This is a genomic window from Rhabdochromatium marinum (assembly GCF_016583795.1).
In the GTDB taxonomy this organism is placed as follows: Bacteria; Pseudomonadota; Gammaproteobacteria; order Chromatiales; family Chromatiaceae; genus Rhabdochromatium; species Rhabdochromatium marinum.
Map to the genome: position 1 here is coordinate 50424 of NZ_NRRS01000015.1, position 17636 is coordinate 68059.

15 protein-coding genes and 2 tRNA genes are annotated in these 17636 nt (G+C 62.7%); 6 read left to right on the top strand and 11 right to left on the bottom strand.

What is annotated here, in order from left to right; translation table 11 throughout:
• The first annotated feature begins 156 nt into the window (after positions 1–156).
• Together CKO36_RS06975 and CKO36_RS06980 are read left to right on the top strand one after the other, a co-directional pair.
• On the top strand, positions 157–321 hold the full coding sequence (locus tag CKO36_RS06975) for a hypothetical protein (RefSeq protein ID WP_200282476.1): 165 nt from the start codon (positions 157–159) through the stop codon (positions 319–321).
• A 42-nt stretch (positions 322–363) separates the two neighbouring features.
• Positions 364–1320: a Gfo/Idh/MocA family protein gene (locus CKO36_RS06980; protein ID WP_200282480.1), complete on the top strand. Its 957-nt coding sequence runs from the start codon at positions 364–366 to the stop codon at positions 1318–1320.
• Here the strand turns inward: CKO36_RS06980 and pdxA are convergent.
• The 3 genes from pdxA to CKO36_RS06995 are packed head-to-tail and all read right to left on the bottom strand — an operon-like array spanning position 1317 to position 6080.
• Positions 1317–2378 carry a 4-hydroxythreonine-4-phosphate dehydrogenase PdxA gene (gene pdxA, locus CKO36_RS06985; protein WP_420826316.1) on the bottom strand — a complete coding sequence of 354 codons (1062 nt, stop codon included), beginning with the start codon at positions 2376–2378 and terminating at the stop codon, positions 1317–1319. The genes CKO36_RS06980 and pdxA overlap by 4 nt on opposite strands.
• The gene (locus tag CKO36_RS06990) at positions 2371–3711 is read right to left on the bottom strand and encodes a peptidylprolyl isomerase (RefSeq protein WP_200282483.1); all 1341 of its coding nucleotides are present in this window, start codon (positions 3709–3711) and stop codon (positions 2371–2373) included. Before CKO36_RS06990 ends, pdxA begins: the two co-directional genes overlap by 8 nt.
• Before the next feature lie 2 nt (positions 3712–3713).
• Positions 3714–6080, bottom strand: coding sequence for an LPS-assembly protein LptD (locus CKO36_RS06995; protein ID WP_200282499.1), 2367 nt, complete (start codon positions 6078–6080; stop codon positions 3714–3716).
• 226 nt (positions 6081–6306) lie between these two features.
• Between CKO36_RS06995 and hemB the strand changes: the two genes are divergently transcribed.
• The 4 genes from hemB to CKO36_RS07015 all read left to right on the top strand — a co-directional run bounded on the left by hemB (position 6307) and on the right by CKO36_RS07015 (position 10768).
• On the top strand, positions 6307–7317 hold the full coding sequence (gene hemB, locus CKO36_RS07000; protein ID WP_200282502.1) for a porphobilinogen synthase: 1011 nt from the start codon (positions 6307–6309) through the stop codon (positions 7315–7317).
• Between the two features lie 57 nt (positions 7318–7374).
• Positions 7375–8214, top strand: a complete 840-nt coding sequence (gene aroE, locus CKO36_RS07005; protein WP_200282505.1) for a shikimate dehydrogenase — start codon at positions 7375–7377, stop codon at positions 8212–8214.
• Between the two features lie 255 nt (positions 8215–8469).
• Entirely contained in the window at positions 8470–9816 is a 1347-nt protein-coding gene (gene iscB / locus CKO36_RS07010) for an RNA-guided endonuclease IscB (protein ID WP_200282508.1), read from the top strand.
• Positions 9817–9880: 64 nt separating this feature from the next.
• On the top strand, positions 9881–10768 hold the full coding sequence (locus tag CKO36_RS07015; RefSeq protein ID WP_200282511.1) for an NAD(P)-dependent oxidoreductase: 888 nt from the start codon (positions 9881–9883) through the stop codon (positions 10766–10768).
• Here CKO36_RS07015 and CKO36_RS07020 read toward each other — a convergent pair.
• From CKO36_RS07020 to CKO36_RS07055, 8 genes are all read right to left on the bottom strand, one after another.
• A complete protein-coding gene (locus tag CKO36_RS07020; RefSeq protein ID WP_200282514.1) occupies positions 10765–11286 on the bottom strand; it encodes a hypothetical protein in 522 nt (173 codons plus the stop codon). The two genes, CKO36_RS07015 and CKO36_RS07020, sit on opposite strands and share 4 nt — an antisense overlap.
• A 22-nt stretch (positions 11287–11308) precedes the next feature.
• Entirely contained in the window at positions 11309–12304 is a 996-nt protein-coding gene (locus CKO36_RS07025) for an adenosine kinase (RefSeq protein WP_200282517.1), read from the bottom strand.
• A gap of 22 nt (positions 12305–12326) precedes the next feature.
• The gene (bchO, locus tag CKO36_RS07030; RefSeq protein WP_200282520.1) at positions 12327–13229 is read right to left on the bottom strand and encodes an alpha/beta fold hydrolase BchO; all 903 of its coding nucleotides are present in this window, start codon (positions 13227–13229) and stop codon (positions 12327–12329) included.
• 55 nt (positions 13230–13284) lie between these two features.
• On the bottom strand, positions 13285–15177 hold the full coding sequence (locus CKO36_RS07035) for a magnesium chelatase subunit D (protein WP_420826317.1): 1893 nt from the start codon (positions 15175–15177) through the stop codon (positions 13285–13287).
• A complete protein-coding gene (bchI, locus tag CKO36_RS07040) occupies positions 15177–16205 on the bottom strand; it encodes a magnesium chelatase ATPase subunit I (protein WP_200282526.1) in 1029 nt (342 codons plus the stop codon). The genes CKO36_RS07035 and bchI overlap by 1 nt, the downstream gene beginning before the upstream one ends.
• 111 nt (positions 16206–16316) lie before the next feature.
• Positions 16317–16401 (bottom strand) — tRNA-Leu (locus CKO36_RS07045).
• A 131-nt stretch (positions 16402–16532) separates the two neighbouring features.
• A tRNA-Cys gene (locus CKO36_RS07050) sits at positions 16533–16606 on the bottom strand.
• Positions 16607–16751: 145 nt separating this feature from the next.
• On the bottom strand, positions 16752–17636 hold an 885-nt coding region (locus CKO36_RS07055), incomplete at its 5' end, for a zinc ribbon domain-containing protein (protein ID WP_200282529.1).

The window sequence follows — 17636 nt, forward strand, 5'->3', positions numbered from 1 at the left end:
TCTTGTGTCTGGGGGTGTCAGTGAGTCGAGGCGCGCGGTGGCATCATGGCGCCTCATTCATGCGCGCGATCAATCGATGCAGATTTTGCTCTTACATAAATTTCAGGGTGTTGTAAACTAAGAATACAGGATATTTTTGGTTTGGCGTCTAAGCTCATGTTATATAAGAGTCGAAACAAGATTGATCTGTTTTCGTTCCTGATGATTTTCGTCGCGGCGGGGTTGTCGCTGACCCTGGCGTATCAGGTGCATCTATTTTACGGCAAGAGCGAGCAGCCAGTCGTCGGGGAGTTCTTTGCCTGGCCCGAGGTCGCGCGATAATGCAGACGCAGATTTAGTTTCAGATTGAGTGGGTGGGTGGCAATGCTTCATGTTGCGGTGATTGGTGTGGGTTATCTGGGGCGCTTTCATGCGCTGATCTACTCCAGGCTGCCTGGCGTGGAGCTGGTGGGGGTGGTAGATACCAACGCCGGGCGCGCGGCCGAGGTGGCGGCCGAGGCGAGAACCCGGGCCTGGGACAGTGCGGCAGCCTTGCTTGATCCGGATGCGGCAGTCAAGCTCGATGCGGTCAGCATTGTGGTGCCGACCAGCGCCCATTTGGAGGTGACACGGGCTTTTTTGGCTCAGGGCATTCATGTGCTGCTGGAAAAGCCCATCGCCGTCACCGTGGCTGAGGGCGCGGAATTGGTCGCATTGGCCGAGCAGCACGGGGCCGTGCTGCAAATCGGACATCTGGAGCGCTTTAATGCCGGGGTGATGGCCTTGGCCGAGCGGATCCGGGCGCCACGCTATATCGAGACGCAACGGCTGGGGGCCTTTGTAGAACGCGCGACTGATGTCGATGTGGTAACGGATCTGATGATTCATGACATCGATATTGTTCTGGCACTGATTGACAGCGAGCTGAGCGAGGTCCGTGCGCTGGGCACACCGGTGCTGACCGAGCATGTCGATATCGCCAGTGCGCGGCTGGAGTTTGCCAATGGTGCCGTGGCCAATGTGGTGGCCAGTCGCGTCTCGGACAAGAAGGTGCGGCGCATTCGGGTGTTTCAGCCGTGCAATTATTTGTCGCTCGATTTTGTCGATCAGCGCCTGGATGTTGCCACTCGCGAGTTGGTTGAGGGCCAGGCGCGCCCGAGCATTGTGCGCGAGCGGGTGGCGCTGGAGGCTGTGCAGCCGCTGGATGCCGAGATTGCTGCTTTTGTGGAAGCGGTTGTGCAGCAACGCCCCCCGCTGGTTGATGGGCGGGTGGGGCTGAGAGCGTTGGAGGTAGCCTTGCAGGTGCGCGAGCGCATGGCGGCGCTGGAGATGGCGAGTTAGCCGCGCGGCAGACTGTTCATCTGGCGGCGTTGCTCAGCCATGGCGATGGCGGTGGTGATGGCCGCCTCCAGGCTGCCTGAATCGGCGCGACCCGTGCCGGCGAGGTCCAGCGCGGTGCCATGATCGACCGAGGTGCGAATAATTGGCAGCCCGAGGGTGATGTTCACCGCGCAGCCAAATCCCACATGCTTGAGCACTGGCAGGCCCTGGTCGTGATAGAGCGCCAGCACGGCATCGGCCTGGGCAAGCCGCTCGGGGATAAAGACGGTATCCGCTGGCAGCGGCCCGCAGAGATCGAGCCCCTCGTGCCGCAGGGCGTGAAGCAGCGGCAGCATCAGCCGTTGTTCTTCATCGCCGAGATGTCCGCCTTCGCCAGCGTGCGGGTTCAAACCGCAGACCAGAATGTGCGGCGCGGTGATGCCAAAATCCTGCCGCAGGGCGCGGTCCAGTGTTGTGATCACGCGCCTGAGCAGAGCTTCGCTCAGCGCCTCAGGAACCGCCCGCAGCGGCAGATGGGTGGTCGCTAGGGCGACACGCAAGCCTGGCGCAGCAAGCAGCATCACCGGATCTCCACCACAGCGCGCGGCGAGGAATTCCGTATGCCCGGAGAAGGCGATACCGGCATCGTTGATGACCCCCTTATGCACCGGCGCAGTGACCATGGCCGCAAAGCGTCCCTCCCGACAGCCATCGCAGGCACGCGCCAGGGTATCGAGCACATAAGCGGCATTAGCGGTCTCCAGCTGACCGGCCTGGACTGTGGCGCTGAGTGGGGTGCTTTGCAGGAGTTGGAGCTGACCCGCCGCCTGCGGCTGTGCCGGACGACTGGCATCGAAGGGAATCAGGTGCAGTGGTTGCCCGAGCGCAGCGGCGCGTGCGCGCAGCAGATCACCATCAGCGATTACTACCAGCTCAGCCGGATGCGCACGCTGGGCGATACTGATGCAGAGATCAGGACCGATGCCAGCCGGCTCGCCAGCCGTCAGCGCCAGGCGCGGAATGCGATCAGTGGTTTGGGTGGTCATGCCGTTGGTGTTGTGCGGAGGCCGCTCAATCATCCAGATTCTCAAGACGGATTTCGACAAAGGCCTCATCGCGCAGGCGGCGCAGCCACAGATCAGTGGCGTCTTCGGCTTTGCTGGCGCGAATGGCTTCTGCGGCCTTCATGCGCAGCAGATCGTCCTTGGTGTCCTGCTTGCGCCGCTCCTGCACTTGCACGATGTGCCAGCCGAAGGGGCTTTGAAAAGGTGGGCTGATGTCATTCGGCGCCAGGCTATCCATAACTTTCTCGAATTCAGGCACGGTGTCACCGGGGCTGATCCAGCCCAGATCGCCACCTTTAAGGGCCGAGGCGGTATCGTCGGAGCTGGCGCGTGCCAGGGTCGCGAAAGAGTCGCCGCCGAGAATGCGGGTGCGCAGGCGCGACAGCTTGCGCTCGGCATCAGCATCTGAGACCAGTTCATTGGTGCGGATCAGGATATGCCGGGCGTGGGTTTGCGTGATGGGGGCGGGAGCATCGCCTTTGATGTCGCTGACCTTAATCAGATGGAAGCCGCTGGGACTGCGAATGGGATCGGAGACCTCGCCCTTGTTGAGCTGGCGCGCGGGTCCAGCGGCCAGGCTGGGCACCTCGGTCATGGAGAACCACCCCAGGTCACCGCCGTTGGCCGCGTTGCGCCCGTCGGAGTGCGCGGCGGCGAGCTTGGCAAAGCTGGCGCCACCGCGTAGTTGCTTGAGCAGGGATTGGGCTTCCTGCTCGGCGCTGCGGACATCCTCTGGCGTCGGCTCGTCGGGTAGGGCGATGAGAATATGCTGCAAGCGCACCTCGCGCCGCTCCAGCAGGGAGTCGGATTCAGTGGCCAGGAAGCGGTCGATTTCCGGCTCGCTGACGCGGATGTTTTTGTTGACCTCCTGCGCTTGCAGACGCGAGGTGAGGATCTGCATCCGGGTGTCCTCGCGAAAGTCGTCAAAGTCGATGCCGCTGGATTCGAGCGTGAGTTGCAACTCATCAAGGGCGATGCCATTGCGCGCAGCGATGTTCTCCAGCGCTTGGTTCAGGGTGGCTTCATCCACCTCAATGCCAAGCATTTTCGCACGCTGAATTTGCAGGCGTTTCAGGATCAGGCGTTCGAGCACCTGTTGCTCCAACTCCGGGCGGGGCGGGATCGGCGCGCCGCTTTGTTCGAGTTGTGGGCGCAGCAGCTCGATTTCGGCATTGAGTTCGCTTTGCACGATAACATCGTCATTGACCACCGCCACAATGGCGTCCAGTGGCTGAACTGTGGCGGCCAAGGTTAGGGAATGGCTGCCCAAGAGGGTGAGCAGGCCGCACAGGAGTGCCAGCAGAGCGTTGACGCGGCGTTGCGGGAGCGAAAAGCGTGGGTGAAGCATGTTCAGTTGACCTGATAGCCGTTGATTTCACGAGCCAGGAAGCTGTCAATCGAGCTGCCAATACTGCCGAGTCCGGCCAGTTCGAGCTGCACCATCACGGAGTTACTGCCACTGGTATCCGGACTGTTTTTGAAGTGGCGTCCCACCAGGCGCAGGCGCCAGCAGCATTGGCCGAATTCAACACCGGCGACGGCTTCCATGGTGCGCTCGTGCTGCATGGAATAGAGCCAGCGTCCCACCAGTTCGGCACGTCCCTGGATGAGGGGCCAGCGGAAGGACAGATCGGTATCTTCGTAGCTGTTCTCGTCATTGGTACCCTGATCAAAGCGATAGGCCAGATTGAGCAGACGATGATCCTGGGCGGGGCGGTAGTCAAGCTGCAGGGTGCGTTTTTGCCAGTTGGAGTCGCCAGGTTCGGTGTCCGCATCCCATTGCACGCTGGCGCGTCCGTGCCAGTTTTTGAACAGGCGTGCGGCCAGTTCGGCGGCGAACGGCGAGCTGGGGGTGGTTTCTGCTGAGCCGTCGATCTGCACCCGACGGTCGGCGAAATAAACAATATGACCAAGGCTGGCGCGGAACAGTTCGGCGCCGCTGGCAGTGGCGAGGGTGCGCGAGGTCAGGCCCAGGGTGAGCTGATTGGCATCGCCGATGCGGTCGCGACCCGTGAAGCGGTTGGTGCGAAACAGATTGGTGAAGCTGAAACTCAGCTCCGAGCTGTCGAACACCGGCGTCTCGCTCTGATCCTCGTAGGGCGTGTAGAGATAAAACAGACGTGGTTCGAGTGTTTGCAGGGTCTGGGTGCCGAACCACTGGGTGGGGCGCTCGAAGACCAGCCCGCCATCGAGATCAAAGCTGGGGATGAGGTGCGAGGGGTCTTCCGGCAGCTCCGGCTCCTGATTGTTGAGCTGATAGCGGCTGAAATGCACACCGAGGCTGGGCGTGAGATGGCCGAAGCTGCGCCGCCAAGGCCAGCTGATGCGCGGCGACAGGGTCAGGCGCTGCCCATCGACCAGATGATTGTGGTCGAAATAGTCATATTCCGCTTGCAACTCGGCCTCCAGACCGGGGCCGAAGCGAAATTGCCGCGTGCTGAGTAACAGCTGCGGCAGGCGACCATAGGGGCGCGCCTCGGGTTCCACCTCCGGGTCGATGGTCTGGAAGGCTTCCATGCGCCCGAGCAGAGTCCAGCCGTCGCCAAAGTAACTGAGGTCACCGCGCTGGACCAGCCGCCGGGTACTGGTGACTTCCAGACGGGTGCCCAGGTCTTCGAGATAGTCGTCATCCGAGACCAGGCTGTAGTCAATGTGGGTGCCCCAGCGGTCCCAAAAGCGCCCGTTTTGCTCGATATGCAGGGCGCCGCGAGTGCGATTGCCCTGGTCGTAGGCGCTGTCGTTGGGGATGACCTCGCCGCTGATGATGCCCTGATCCTGGCGGGTCAGATAGCGCAACTCGCCCCCCAACATGAAGCCGCGCTTGCTCATGATGCGCGGATACAGAGTGGCGTCGAGGTTGGGGGCCAGGTTCAGATAGTAGGGCTGGGTGATGTCGAGGCCGTTTTCATCCGAGTTACCGATGCTGGGCATCAAAAAGCCGCTTTTGCGCCGATCATCAATCGGGAAGCTTAGATAGGGACTGTAGAGCACCGGCACGCCTTTGATGCGCAGCTGCGCATGACGGGCCGTGCCCCGACCGCTCGCTTGGTCAAGATCCAATGTGCGGGCGTGCAGGGACCAGGCATCGCGACCGGGCGGGCAGGCGCTGTAGCGCACTTCGGTCAGTTGCATCTGCTGCGGCGAGCGGATCTCGACCTGCTCGGCCTGGCCGCGCAGATTGGCTTGGCCGCTGAAACGGTAGGCGGCGTGGGCGATGCGGCCCTGATCGGTGTCGAGGTTGATCTGGGCTTCATCGCCAATGACGCGCAGACCGGGGTAAGCGAGGTAAGTCTCGCCGATGGCGGTCACCTGACCGGTTTGGCGCTCCAGATGCAGGCGGTCGGTGTCGATTTCCTGCGTGCCACGCACGAGTTGCACGCCACCGATGAGTTCGATGACATCGCGGTCCTGATGAAAGATCACACCGCCGGCCTCGACATCAATGGGCGTACGTGGCCCGGGCGCGGGGGCTTCCTGCCAGGGGCCGAGTTGGGGCGGGCGCGGTCCACAGTAGTTCCAATCGAGTCCTTGATTGATACGCTCGGCCCGGGCGGCGCTGCTGCTCTGGACCGGGTCAGCCGCAACGCCCGCTATGGATTCCAGCGCCAACAGGACGGCGGTGGCGACCAGACCAAGGCGCGGAGCGGACCAGGCGAGAATGCGCAACCCAAGCCGGGTATTAGCAAACGGCGTGTGCAAGAGTCTTGTTCTGGTCATGAGTCATCATTTAACATTCGCGCCTGTTGCGCTGCGACAAAAATCGCATAAACGGGGGGTTGCAGCAAATCGGCGTACGCTCTCGCGGTTGGAAGCCGACTCCCGGTTCCGGTATCTTAACCGAGGAAGCCGAGATTTCCGCCCCCTAAAGCGCTGTGCCGAGCTATACCGATAGCCGTTACGAGTGTCCATTGCTGTTTAACCCGACCGAGCCTTGTTTGCTGCCATGTCTGATATGTCCCCGATCCGCGCCCCTTATCCTGTGACCCGCATGCGTCGTATGCGCCGCGATGACTTCTCCCGGCGCATGATGCGCGAAACCGTCCTGACACCGGATGACTTTATTTATCCAGTCTTTGTGATCGAAGGTCAGGGCGCACGCGAAGCTGTACCCTCCATGCCGGGGGTTGAACGACTCAGTATTGATCTGCTGGTGGAGGAGGCACGCGCGATCAGCGCGCTGGGCATTCCCGCCATGGCGCTGTTTCCGGTCACGCCCACGGAGGCCAAGTCGCTCGACGCCTGCGAGGCCTACAATCCGGACGGGATCGCACAGCGTGCCGTGCGCGCGCTCAAGGATGCCGTGCCCGAGTTGGGCATCATGACCGACGTCGCCCTCGATCCCTTCACCACCCACGGCCAGGATGGTCTGATCGACGAAGAGGGCTACGTGATGAACGAGCCCACGGTTGAGGTTCTGGTGCGTCAGGCGGTTTCCCATGCCGAGGCCGGGGTTGACATCGTCGCGCCGTCCGACATGATGGACGGTCGCATCGGCGCGGTCCGCACGGCGCTCGAGGCTGGCGGTCACATCCACACCCGCATCATGGCCTACTCGGCCAAGTATGCCTCCAGCTACTATGGCCCCTTCCGCGACGCGCTCGGCACCTCCGGCAACCTGGGCAAAGGCAACAAGTACACTTACCAGATGGATCCGGCGAATTCCGACGAGGCGATCCACGAGGTCGCGCTCGACTTGGCCGAGGGTGCTGACATGGTGATGGTCAAACCCGGCATGCCGTATCTGGACATCGTGCGTCGCGTCAAGGACCAGTTCGGGGCACCGACCTTCGCCTATCAGGTCAGCGGCGAATACGCGATGCTCAAGGCCGCCGGCCAGAACGGCTGGTTGAACGAACAGGCTGTGGTGTTGGAAGCGCTGACGAGCATCAAGCGTGCCGGGGCCGATGGGATTCTGACCTACTATGCCAAGCAGGCGGCGATCTGGTTGGGTTGAAACCAGCCCTGATCATTTGATTTTAATCCGACTCGCAAGAGCATTGGAGAGGGAAGCATGACAGATCGCTATGCCGTCATCGGCAATCCGATTGCTCACAGTAAGTCACCTGCGATTCACGCAGCCTTTGCCCGGCAAACCGATCAGGACATGGAATACGATCGGATTCTTGGCCAGCTCGATGATTTCAGTGCGGATGTGCGCGCCTTCGTAGCGGCTGGCGGCCGGGGGCTGAATGTGACGCTTCCGTTCAAGGAATTGGCCTGGAAGCTGTTGGACGATATCAGCGAGCGCGCCAAAGACGCGCGCGCTGTTAACACGCTGAGCGTGTTGGATGGCGGTCTGCTGCATGGCGACAATACCGACGGTCTGGGCTTGATTCGGGATCTGGCCGACAACCATGGCTTTTCCTTCGTGGGGCGCTCAGTGCTCCTGGTCGGCGCCGGCGGTGCCGCGCGCGGCGTCTTGCGGCCCTTGCTTGAGACTGGCGTGGCTGCATTGACCATCGCCAATCGTACAGCGGAAAAAGCGGTGGCGCTCGCACAGAGCGCCCGCACGCAAGGGCCGGTGTGCGGTTGTGGCCTGGATCAGCTCGGCGACCAACAATTCGATCTGATTATCAATGCAACCTCGGCCGGATTAAGCGACCGGGCGCTGGAGCTGCCGTCTGGTTGTCTGGCCGAGCGCGGCTGGGTCTATGACATGTTTTATGGTGATCAGCCCACCGACTTCTGCCGCTGGGGGCTGGCCCAGGGGGCGAAGAACGTGATCGACGGACTTGGCATGCTGGTCGAGCAGGCCGCCGAGGCCTTTCTGATTTGGCGCGGCTTGCGACCCGAGACCGCGCCGGTCATCACGGCATTACGCGAGGGCCAACTGTCAACTACCCCGCCCTGAAGGGCGGAGCTTGTGAAGACAAGCTGGGTTGACCAGGGAAAGCGGTGAAAACCCGCTGCGTTTGCAACAGGTCGCCAAGACCCACTCCGGAATGCTTCCTCAGTTCCGGACACTGGAAGATCAGGATCATGCAGGTGAAAGGCAAAGCGCCGAAGGTTCTGATCGCCGCCGTGAGGCGGGAGCCGGTTGCAGACTGTCCCGAGGGGAGCGAGCCGCGAGGCTCCGTCACAAGACCCGTAAGGGTAGGAATTGAACATGGCCGTCTTTGTTCTCGACAAACAGAAAAACCCGCTGATGCCGTGTACGGATAAGCGCGCTCGGCTGTTGCTCCAGCGTGGGCGGGCGGTGGTGGTGCGGCTACACCCCTTCACCATCCGGCTCAAGGATCGCTTCGGTGGTGAGACCCAGCCGTTGCGCCTGTCGCTCGATCCGGGGAGCAAAACGACCGGAATCGCCGTGGTGCGCGAGGTCGAGCGCATCGATCCCGACACGGGCGAGGTACGCCGTGAGGCGCAGGTGCTGTGGTTGGCCGAACTGACCCACCGTGGTGCCCAGATCCGTGAGCGATTGACCGCTCGCCGCGCCTTTCGTCGCCGTCGGCGCACAGCGAATCTGCGCTATCGCGCCCCGCGCTTTCACAATCGCACCAAGCCCCAAGGCTGGCTCGCCCCGAGTCTGCGCCATCGATTGGACACCACGCTGAGCTGGGTCAATCGTCTCCAGCGTCTCGCGCCCATCAACAGCATCAGCCAAGAACTGGTGCGCTTTGACACTCAGGCACTCCAGAACCCTGAAATCAGCGGTGTGGCGTATCAGCGGGGCGAACTGGCCGGTTATGAAGTGCGCGAATATCTGCTGGAGAAATGGCATCACACCTGCGCCTATTGCGGCGCACAGCACGTCCCGCTGGAAATCGAGCACATCCAGCCCAAAAGTCGAAGCGGCTCGAATCGAGTCTCCAATCTCACACTCGCCTGCCGCTCCTGCAATCAGCGCAAGGGGAATCAGCCGATTGAGGCGTTTCTGGCTCATCAACCCGAGCGGTTGCGCCGTATTCAGGCACAGGCCAAGGCCCCGCTTCGCGATGCCGCAGCGGTCAATGCCACCCGCTGGGCGCTGTTTGAACAACTCAAGGCCACCGGCTTACCCGTGACCACGGGTTCAGGCGGCCAGACCAAATACAACCGTCAGCGCCTCGGTATTCCTAAGACCCATGCGCTTGATGCCGCCTGTGTGGGTCAACTCACCGCGCTCCATGGCTGGAACATCCCGACGCTCGCCATCAAGGCCACCGGGCGCGGCTGTTACCAGCGCACCCGCCTGAATCGCTTCGGCTTCCCGCGTGGTTATCTACTGCGTGAGAAGCGCGTTAAAGGATTCCAGACCGGAGATCGGGTCATCGCTGAGGTGCCAAAGGGCAAGAAAGTCGGAACCCATCTCGGGCGCGTGGCCGTGCGTGCCTCCGGGCGCTTCAATCTCCAGACCGCAACGGGTCTGGTCCAAGGGATTTCACACCGCCATTGCCGAGTGCTGCAACGCGCCGACGGCTATGGCTATGCATTCACCCCAACCCAAACGGAGGCAGCGAGACCGGTGGGTTAACCGCGCGACGCGCGGTGCGCTCTGCCTCCCCGCCCTGAAGGACGGGGGTTCTCGCGCAAGACTGATGACAGCTACCACCACCATTTCCCGCGTGACTGTGCTTGGCTTGGGCCTGCTGGGCGCGGAGGTTGCCTTGCGCTTAACTCGCCAGGGCTTTGCCGTGACCGGCTGGAATCGCACCGCCAATAAAATCCAGGCACTGGCCGGGCAGGGCATCACCCTGGCCGCCACACCTGCGGCGGCGATGGCTGAGGCTGAGGTGACGCTGTTGCTGCTGAGCGATGCCGCTGCCATTGAGGCCAGTCTGTTCGCCACCGAGCCGGCGCCCGTTCTGAGCGGCCAAACAGTGGTGCAAATGGGCACCATTGCTCCCGAAGAAAGTCGGCAACTAGCTCAGCGCGTGACCGAGGCCGGCGGCGACTATCTGGAGGCGCCGGTGCTTGGCAGCCTGCCGGAAGCTCACAGCGGCCGCTTGATTCTGATGGCCGGTGGCGATCAGGCGCTCTTTGAACGTTATCAGCCGTTGTTTCAGGCGCTGTCCGGGCATCCGCAGCGCATTGGAGCGGTGGGACAGGCTGCGGCACTGAAGCTGGCGATGAATCAACTCATCGGCGGTCTGACCGCCTGCTTCAGCCTCAGTCTTGGCCTGGTGCGTGCCGAGGGCATTGATGTCGAGTCCTTCATGGGTTTACTGCGCGCCAGTGCCCTGTATGCACCCACCTTTGACAAAAAGCTCGACAACTATCTCAACCACGATTACGCCCAGGCGAACTTCCCCTTCAAGCATCTGCTGAAAGATATCGAGCTGTTTCGCCGTGTCGCGGAGCCGCTCGGTCTGGACAGCGCGCCCTTGGCCGCACTGGCGGCGGCCGGCGAGCGCGGTCTGGTCAATGGTCTGGGCGAGGCCGATTACTCAGCGCTGTATGAGACTCTGGTTGCGAGGGACGCTTAGGGGCAGACGCAGGCGGCGAAACCATAATATGTTTTGCCATTGATGCGATAGCTTTCCACTTGGCCTTCCAGGACGGCATCGCCCGCCCGAAACTCAAAGCTATCGCTACGGGCGATAATGTGTCCAATCATCGCACTAGAACGGGATTCACACGCTTCATCTTCGGCGGCGACATCACAGTAGGTCACACCGGTTGAAAAATAGGCATCAAGGATCTCGCCACTTTCACGCGTGTCATAGGGCTCATCAGGGTTAATGGTCAAGGTAACGCTGTTCCATCCGGTTTGAGCATTGGCCCAGCGGCACTCCGAAACTGTGCCGCTGAGTTTAACCGCTTCCCCTTTGAGACAGATTTTGCTGGCAGCCTCTGGATCGGGTGCATCACCCATGGCGCAGAGCTGCGCTGAGCACAGAGTCAGTAGCAAAAAAAGGGCACTCAGGTGTACAGCAGTCAGTGCATCTGAGCCGGGTTTTTGTGCTGGTACCGAGTCGCTGGCGGGTAACAGGGTGGTTTCCATGGTCAATGGCTCGGTGGTTCTATTAAAGCGATTCGACCTGTTTGAGCACCGCCTGGGATTCCGCCTGGCTGATGCGCGGCCCCAGGCTGGTCACCAGTTTAGCCGAAGCAGCGGAGGCGAGGCGCCCGGCGCGCGCGTGCCCCCAACCCTGGGTCAGACCATAGAGGAAGGCACCGGCGAACATGTCGCCAGCCCCCACAGTATCCACCGCCGTGACTGGAATCGGGTCGATGTCGATCAGTGACTGACCATCGAAGACCAGGGCGCCCTCGGGGCCGCGCGTGATGGCAAATTCCCGCGCGATGGTCTTCATATAGTCAACCGCCTGGTTGAAATCATCGGTATCGGCCATGCCCATGGCTTCGGCCTCATTGGCAAACACCAGGTCCACCTTGGTGCCGATCATCTCTTTTAGGCCATCTTTGAAGAAGCTCACCATGTTGGGATCTGACAGCGACAGCGCGGTCTTCACCCCGGCCTGCTCGGCGATTTTGCGTGCCTCGATTGCAGCCACCCGGGCGGTATCAGAGGTGACCAGATAACCTTCGGTATAGAACCACTTGGACGCCCGCAGCGCATCGGCATCCAGCTCATGTACGGATAAATTGCCACTGATGCCCAGATAGGTGCACATGGTGCGGTCGCTATCCGGCGTGACTAATACCACACAGCGGCCAGTGTCGCCTTTGTCGAGAAAGCGATTGTCGCGGGTAGCGATGCCGCCGTCGGTCAGATCCTTGAGATAGAAATGCCCCAGTTCATCGTCAGCCACCTTGCAGGAGTAGTAACCGCGACCGCCGAACTGGCCGAGTGCGATCACCGAATTAGCCGCTGAACCGCCGGAGCCGCGATGATGATCACGCTCGCGCAGATGTTCCATGATGCGCAGCTGGTGGGCTTCATCGACCAGGGTCATCACACCTTTGTCGATGTTGAGTCGGCTCAGATCCTCGACCGCGACGCTGTATTCCATATCGACCAGCGCGTTTCCGAGCGCGTAAACATCATATGCAGACATAAGGGTATCCTGTGGTTGGAGGTTAAACAATCAGCTGATGGAGGCGGGCGGCGTCCAAGAGCACCCGCGCCACCGTCTCAGCCTGTTCTTCGTGGGCCAGATGGCCCAGGCCATCAAGACGCTGCAGGCGCGCGCTGGGGCGTATGTGGCGCACCCGTTCGGCTTCATGCGGTGACACCGTGAGATCATTGGTGCCGACCAGCAGCAACAGCTCACCGGGCAGACGGGGCAGGTCGCGAGCCAGGGGCTCAAGATCCCAGTGTGCCATCATGTTCAGCGCCGCTGCCACATGCCCGGGGCTGCTGACCAGCAGGCGATAGAGGGCGACTCCGCGCGCATCCAAGCGCGAGCCGGTGCTATCGACCAGCCGCTCGATCGCGCCCCGGCGCCGGGCATCCTGACCGACAATGCGCGGCACCAGCGACGAGCGCGCCATCAGCTTGGCCACCGGCGAGAAGATTTTACCCGGCAGTCCGCCCAGCGGCAGCAGAGCGCCATTGAGACTGACCAACAACCGGGGGGCGATCAGGCCATCCAGGCTCATACGCGCCAGAATCGCCGCCCCGGCGGAATGCCCCACCACCAGCGCCGGCGAGCGCTCCAGCGTTTGCAACAAAGCCGCCAGTGCACTTGCCATGCCTGGCAGGGACAGGCGCCTGGGGTCCGGCGCTGAGCTAAAGCCATGTCCGGGCAGATCGGGTGCGATTACCTCGAACTGCTCAGTCAGCAACGGCAGCAGCGCACCCCAGGAATGATTGGCCGCCGCCGTGCCATGAATCAGCAGCAGTACCGGCCCGTGGCCGGCGATCTGCACATGCCAGCGCAGCCCGCCGGCTGTGACAAAGCAGCTAAACTCCCGATTCGGCCAGAAGGTCGCGTCGCGTTCCCAGTTCAGCTTGTCGTTCAGTACGCGCTTCGATGTCATATCCACCCAGCATCCGAGTTTGGCACCCAAGCGCCCCGCGCCCGCGTTGGAGGACTCAGGCTACGGCCTTGACGGCATTTGACAGCGCTGAGGCATCAGCATGTGGCAGGGGCAGATAGACGGCATTCATTTCGCGTGCCAGCTGCTCGGCTTCGGTGCGCGGGCGTGGGGAGACATCAATCACCACCCCGGTCAGCTCAGCACTGCGGAACATGCGCGCCGCGCTCATGGCGTCCTCGCCGGCCTGGGTACGTCCGCCGGTGCCGTCGCGCGCAACATTGGCGCGCCCGTCAGTGAGGAACACCACCACCGGGGTGCCACCGCGTCGCTGCACGCTGTCGGCCAAATCGACGGCGGCCTCAATCGCCAGTGCCAGCGGGGTGCCACCACCGCCAGGCAGACCGGCTAGGCTGCGCTTGGCACGTACCAGTGAGCGGGTCGGCGGCAGCAGCAGCTCGGCGGTGGCACCGCGAAAGGCAATCATCGCCACCCGGTCGCGGCGCACATAGCAGTCGGCCAGCAGCAGTTCGATGGCGCCCTTGGCCTCGGCTAGGCGGTGCAGGGCGGCGGAGCCGGAGGCATCGACGGCGAAAATGGTGGTGGTCTCGGAGCGGTGTTTGTAGCGGGTGATGCGGAAGTCATCCAGCCGCACCTCGACCCGGGGGCGCACTTCCGGCGCCTGGCTGTGGCGGCGCTTGCGCTTGGCTTGACCAGTGGGCGCGGCTTCGGCGGCCTCAGCAACTGAACCGGCCCGCTCGGTGCGGCGGATGCGCTGCCAGGGCGCGGCGGCGCGCAGGGTTTCGATCACATTCAGCCGTGCACCGGCGCCGGGTTCGCCACGTCGGGTGCCGGCCGGGCGTCCGCGCAGCGAGGCATTCTGAGTGGCGCCGGACTTGCCGCTGGTACGCGACCGCGCGCGCAGTGCGCCGAGCTGGAGCTGGGCAAGCAGATCGGCGGGGATCGCCGCCTCGGCGGCTTCCAGCACCTGATCCTCCAGCGGCTTGTCGATCTCCTGCTCGGGGCTGTTGTCCTGATCCTGGTCGTCCTGATGGTCTTCCGGTGGCGGCGGCTCCTCCGGCATCTCGTCCTCGGGCTGCTCGGGCATCGGCAGCCGGGTGGCGCGCGGTGCCAGTACCAGACGCGCGGCCAGGCTGACATCCTCCGGCGCCACCTGCTCACGTCCGGCTAGGGCTGCCGCCACCCGTGCGACCCGCACCGCCGCCAGCGTCGGGCGTAGAGAATCTACCCCCAGCGCCAGCGCCGTGCCACAGAGGGCATCGAGCGCCTCATCGTCCAGCGTCACCGCTGGCAGGTGCGTGCGTGCGCGCAGGATGTCGCTCACCTCAATATCCGGCGGCAGCGTTTGCACTTCGCGCCAGGACAACGGGGTCAGATCGATCAGCAGGCTGAAACGATCCACCAAGGTATTGGGCAGGCGCTCGTCATCATCGGCGCCTTCGTCCAGGGCCACCACGCCAAAGCGGGTCGGGGTGCGGGCGGTCAGGCCATCGCGTTCCAGCAGGATTTCGCCAGCATCCAGCACTGCCGACAGATGAGCCGCTGTGGAGCGCGCCACCCGCTCGGCCATCGCCAGCAGCACCACGCCGCCATCGACTTCAGCCAGCAAGCCGCGCTCAGCAATCGGCCGCCCGGCGCGCAGGGTCGCAGCTAGATCCAGTCCGCCGAGCAGGCGGCCGTCGGCGATATGCAGGGGCACGCGCCGCATAGGGGTTTCCGGCGGCAGGAACTCGTGCAGCATTTGCAGCCATAGATCACGCACCGGCCCGGGCAGCGCCCGTACCGACAGCCCCGCAACGCCGGCCGGATCGACCGCAAACAGGGCGGCTGCCATGCAGGCGTCTTGCCACAGATCGGGGCGCGGCGCTGGGGGCGACGCAGGTGGCGGATCGGCCGCCGTTGCGCCGCTGTGCGGTTGCGCGCCGGTCATCATGCGCCGAACAACTCCTCGATAGCACGCTCGACGCGGGTGGTGGAACCAGCGTCATCCAGCACATTGCGCCGCAGGCGATGGCGCAGTGCTGGTGGTGCCACCCGGCGCAGATGCTCATCGCCGACCGCCTCATCGCCATCGAGTGCCGCCAAGGCGCGGGCGGCGCGGATTAGCGTTAGCTCGCCGCGCAGCCCATCGGTGCCGAGTTTCATGCACAGCTCAGCGGCGCGCTCCAGCGCGGCATCTGGCACCTCGACCTGCTCCAGACGCTCCTTGGCCTTGACCAGCTGATTGCGCACCTTGCCATCCTTGCGCTTCCACTTGGCGACAAAGGCATCGGGATCCTTCTCGAACTCATCGCGCAGCCGCACCACCTGCACCCGAGTCTTGAGATCCTGGGGCGTCTTGACCTCAACCGACAGACCGAAGCGGTCGAGCAACTGTGGGCGCAACTCGCCTTCCTCCGGGTTGCCGGAGCCGACCAGCACGAAGCGGGCCGGATGGCGCACGCTCAAGCCCTCGCGCTCGACGACATTTTCCCCCGAGGCGGCGACATCGAGCAGCGAATCGACCAGATGATCCTCCAGCAGGTTGACCTCGTCGATATAGAGAAAGCCGCGATGGGCGCGCGCCAGCAGGCCCGGTTCAAAGGCTTTCTCACCGCGCGTCAGGGCACTTTCCAGATCGAGTGCGCCGATGACGCGATCCTCAGTGGCGCCGAGCGGCAGATCCACCACCGGCACCGGCGCCTTGCGCACCTTAATGTTGTCTTTGGCGCGGCGGCTGCGGCAGGACTCGCAGACTCCGGCATCATTGGCGTCCGGATCGCAGTTGTAGGTGCATTTGTCGATCACCCGCATCGACGGCAGCAAGGCGGCCAGGGCGCGGATGGCCGTCGATTTACCGGTGCCGCGATCGCCAAACACCAGCACGCCACCGATGCTCTGATCAGTGGCTGCGATCAGGATCGCGAGTTTCATCTCTTCTTGGGCCACAATGGCCGAAAATGGGAAAGCAACAGGCATGATCAGGCCGTCCTAGCGGGCAGTGGGGTAAAAAAGTGTGAGTGCGGCCGTCGTGCCGCGCGAAACAACCCGCAACCCTAGCGCTGATGTCCGGGTGCGGTCAAGTTCTAATGGTGCCCGGAGCCGGAATCGAACCGGCACGACCGAAGTCGAGGGATTTTAAGTCCCTTGCGTCTACCAATTCCGCCATCCGGGCTTAACAGTCAGGTAGGGATGTTGGGCGAATCGTTAGGGATGCGGATGTGCAGAGGGCACATCCGGCGGGGTGCGGGGTGATGGGCTTCGTACCTGGAGATGCGCCTAGTGCCAGCGAAGCGCAGTTGAACTTGGAGGCTGAGGTCGGAATCGAACCGGCGTTGACGGCTTTGCAGGCCGCTGCATGACCACTCTGCCACTCAGCCAAGGTTGGGAATTCTACCGCACTGCAATCTGCTTGTCACCGCTAATTTTTGCTACGGGCAACGATTCCGTTGCAGCATGACAGCAAACTCCACACTCCGCGCTGACCAAGCAACGCACGCTGGGGGAGCTTTACTGCTCCGAATTTCATACTCGAAAGTGCTCATTCGGTAATTCGCTCTCCGTTGATAGCACCCGATTTTGTCCGGGCGAGCAACTGGAGTCCTGGTTGAGCAGTCCCAACCGGAGGCGCTCAGTCCGTGCTTGCAAGATCGCTTTCACGGCTCGATACGGCGTGAACCGCTCGATGTCCGGGTCGGACAACCGTGCCAGCACGTTTTGCGCAGCGTTCTGATCCGCCTGCAACACAACCCCGTCGAAACAGTGAAACCGATCCCCTTGGCGGCGGCCCAGCAGGCCTCCGTTGCGGGAATCCATTTGCGATGTGTAGGCCGGATTGACCAGAACGACCGTCGAACCTCGACGGCTTGAAACACTCTCAAGTGCTTCGGCAATGACGCCTTTCGTCCAGCTTGCCAGCCGACGATTGATGGTCTTGCCGAAGGACTTGCCCGCCATCGGGGCGGTTAAATCTTCCGCCGCGATCACAGCGGCTTTGTCGACGACCTTGTGAACCGACGGGAACACCAGGTCGCGGATGCGCGCATGGGTTTTGTCTATCTGTCGATCTAGCTTCTTGCGCCCGAGGTTGAAGCGGCGAATGTGCTCGCGCTTGCGTGGGTTACGGGTATTATTGGCGAGCGCGCGCAGTTTGGATCGGCGCTGATACTTGGCTTTGAGCTGATCGGATTGGTCGGTGAGGATTGCCCCCAGCTCGGGGCCGTGGTGTTCGCCATCGGAATCGACCAGCACCTCGGAGTAGCCTTTGTCAATGCCCAAGGTGCGCTCACTGCAGTCCCGGGTGATCTCGGCCTCGATGGTGGTGTGGACCTCGATGCGATCATCATCTTTCAGGATGATCCGCAGCGTGCCGGTGGGCGCGACGGTGGTGTTGAGCGGGATGGCGATGCG

Bases quoted from the DNA above. Each gene is read 5' to 3' on its own strand.
- CKO36_RS06990 (WP_200282483.1), bottom strand. From the start codon at position 3,711: ATGCTTCACCCACGCTTTTCGCTCCCGCAACGCCGCGTCAACGCTCTG.
- CKO36_RS06980 (WP_200282480.1), top strand. From the start codon at position 364: ATGCTTCATGTTGCGGTGATTGGTGTGGGTTATCTGGGGCGCTTTCAT.
- CKO36_RS06995 (WP_200282499.1), bottom strand. From the start codon at position 6,080: ATGACCAGAACAAGACTCTTGCACACGCCGTTTGCTAATACCCGGCTT.
- bchI (WP_200282526.1), bottom strand. From the start codon at position 16,205: ATGCCTGTTGCTTTCCCATTTTCGGCCATTGTGGCCCAAGAAGAGATG.
- CKO36_RS07020 (WP_200282514.1), bottom strand. From the start codon at position 11,286: ATGGAAACCACCCTGTTACCCGCCAGCGACTCGGTACCAGCACAAAAA.
- CKO36_RS07035 (WP_420826317.1), bottom strand. From the start codon at position 15,177: ATGACCGGCGCGCAACCGCACAGCGGCGCAACGGCGGCCGATCCGCCA.
- hemB (WP_200282502.1), top strand. From the start codon at position 6,307: ATGTCTGATATGTCCCCGATCCGCGCCCCTTATCCTGTGACCCGCATG.
- bchO (WP_200282520.1), bottom strand. From the start codon at position 13,229: ATGACATCGAAGCGCGTACTGAACGACAAGCTGAACTGGGAACGCGAC.
- CKO36_RS07015 (WP_200282511.1), top strand. From the start codon at position 9,881: ATGACAGCTACCACCACCATTTCCCGCGTGACTGTGCTTGGCTTGGGC.
- CKO36_RS07025 (WP_200282517.1), bottom strand. From the start codon at position 12,304: ATGTCTGCATATGATGTTTACGCGCTCGGAAACGCGCTGGTCGATATG.
- pdxA (WP_420826316.1), bottom strand. From the start codon at position 2,378: ATGATTGAGCGGCCTCCGCACAACACCAACGGCATGACCACCCAAACC.
- aroE (WP_200282505.1), top strand. From the start codon at position 7,375: ATGACAGATCGCTATGCCGTCATCGGCAATCCGATTGCTCACAGTAAG.
- iscB (WP_200282508.1), top strand. From the start codon at position 8,470: ATGGCCGTCTTTGTTCTCGACAAACAGAAAAACCCGCTGATGCCGTGT.
- CKO36_RS06975 (WP_200282476.1), top strand. From the start codon at position 157: ATGTTATATAAGAGTCGAAACAAGATTGATCTGTTTTCGTTCCTGATG.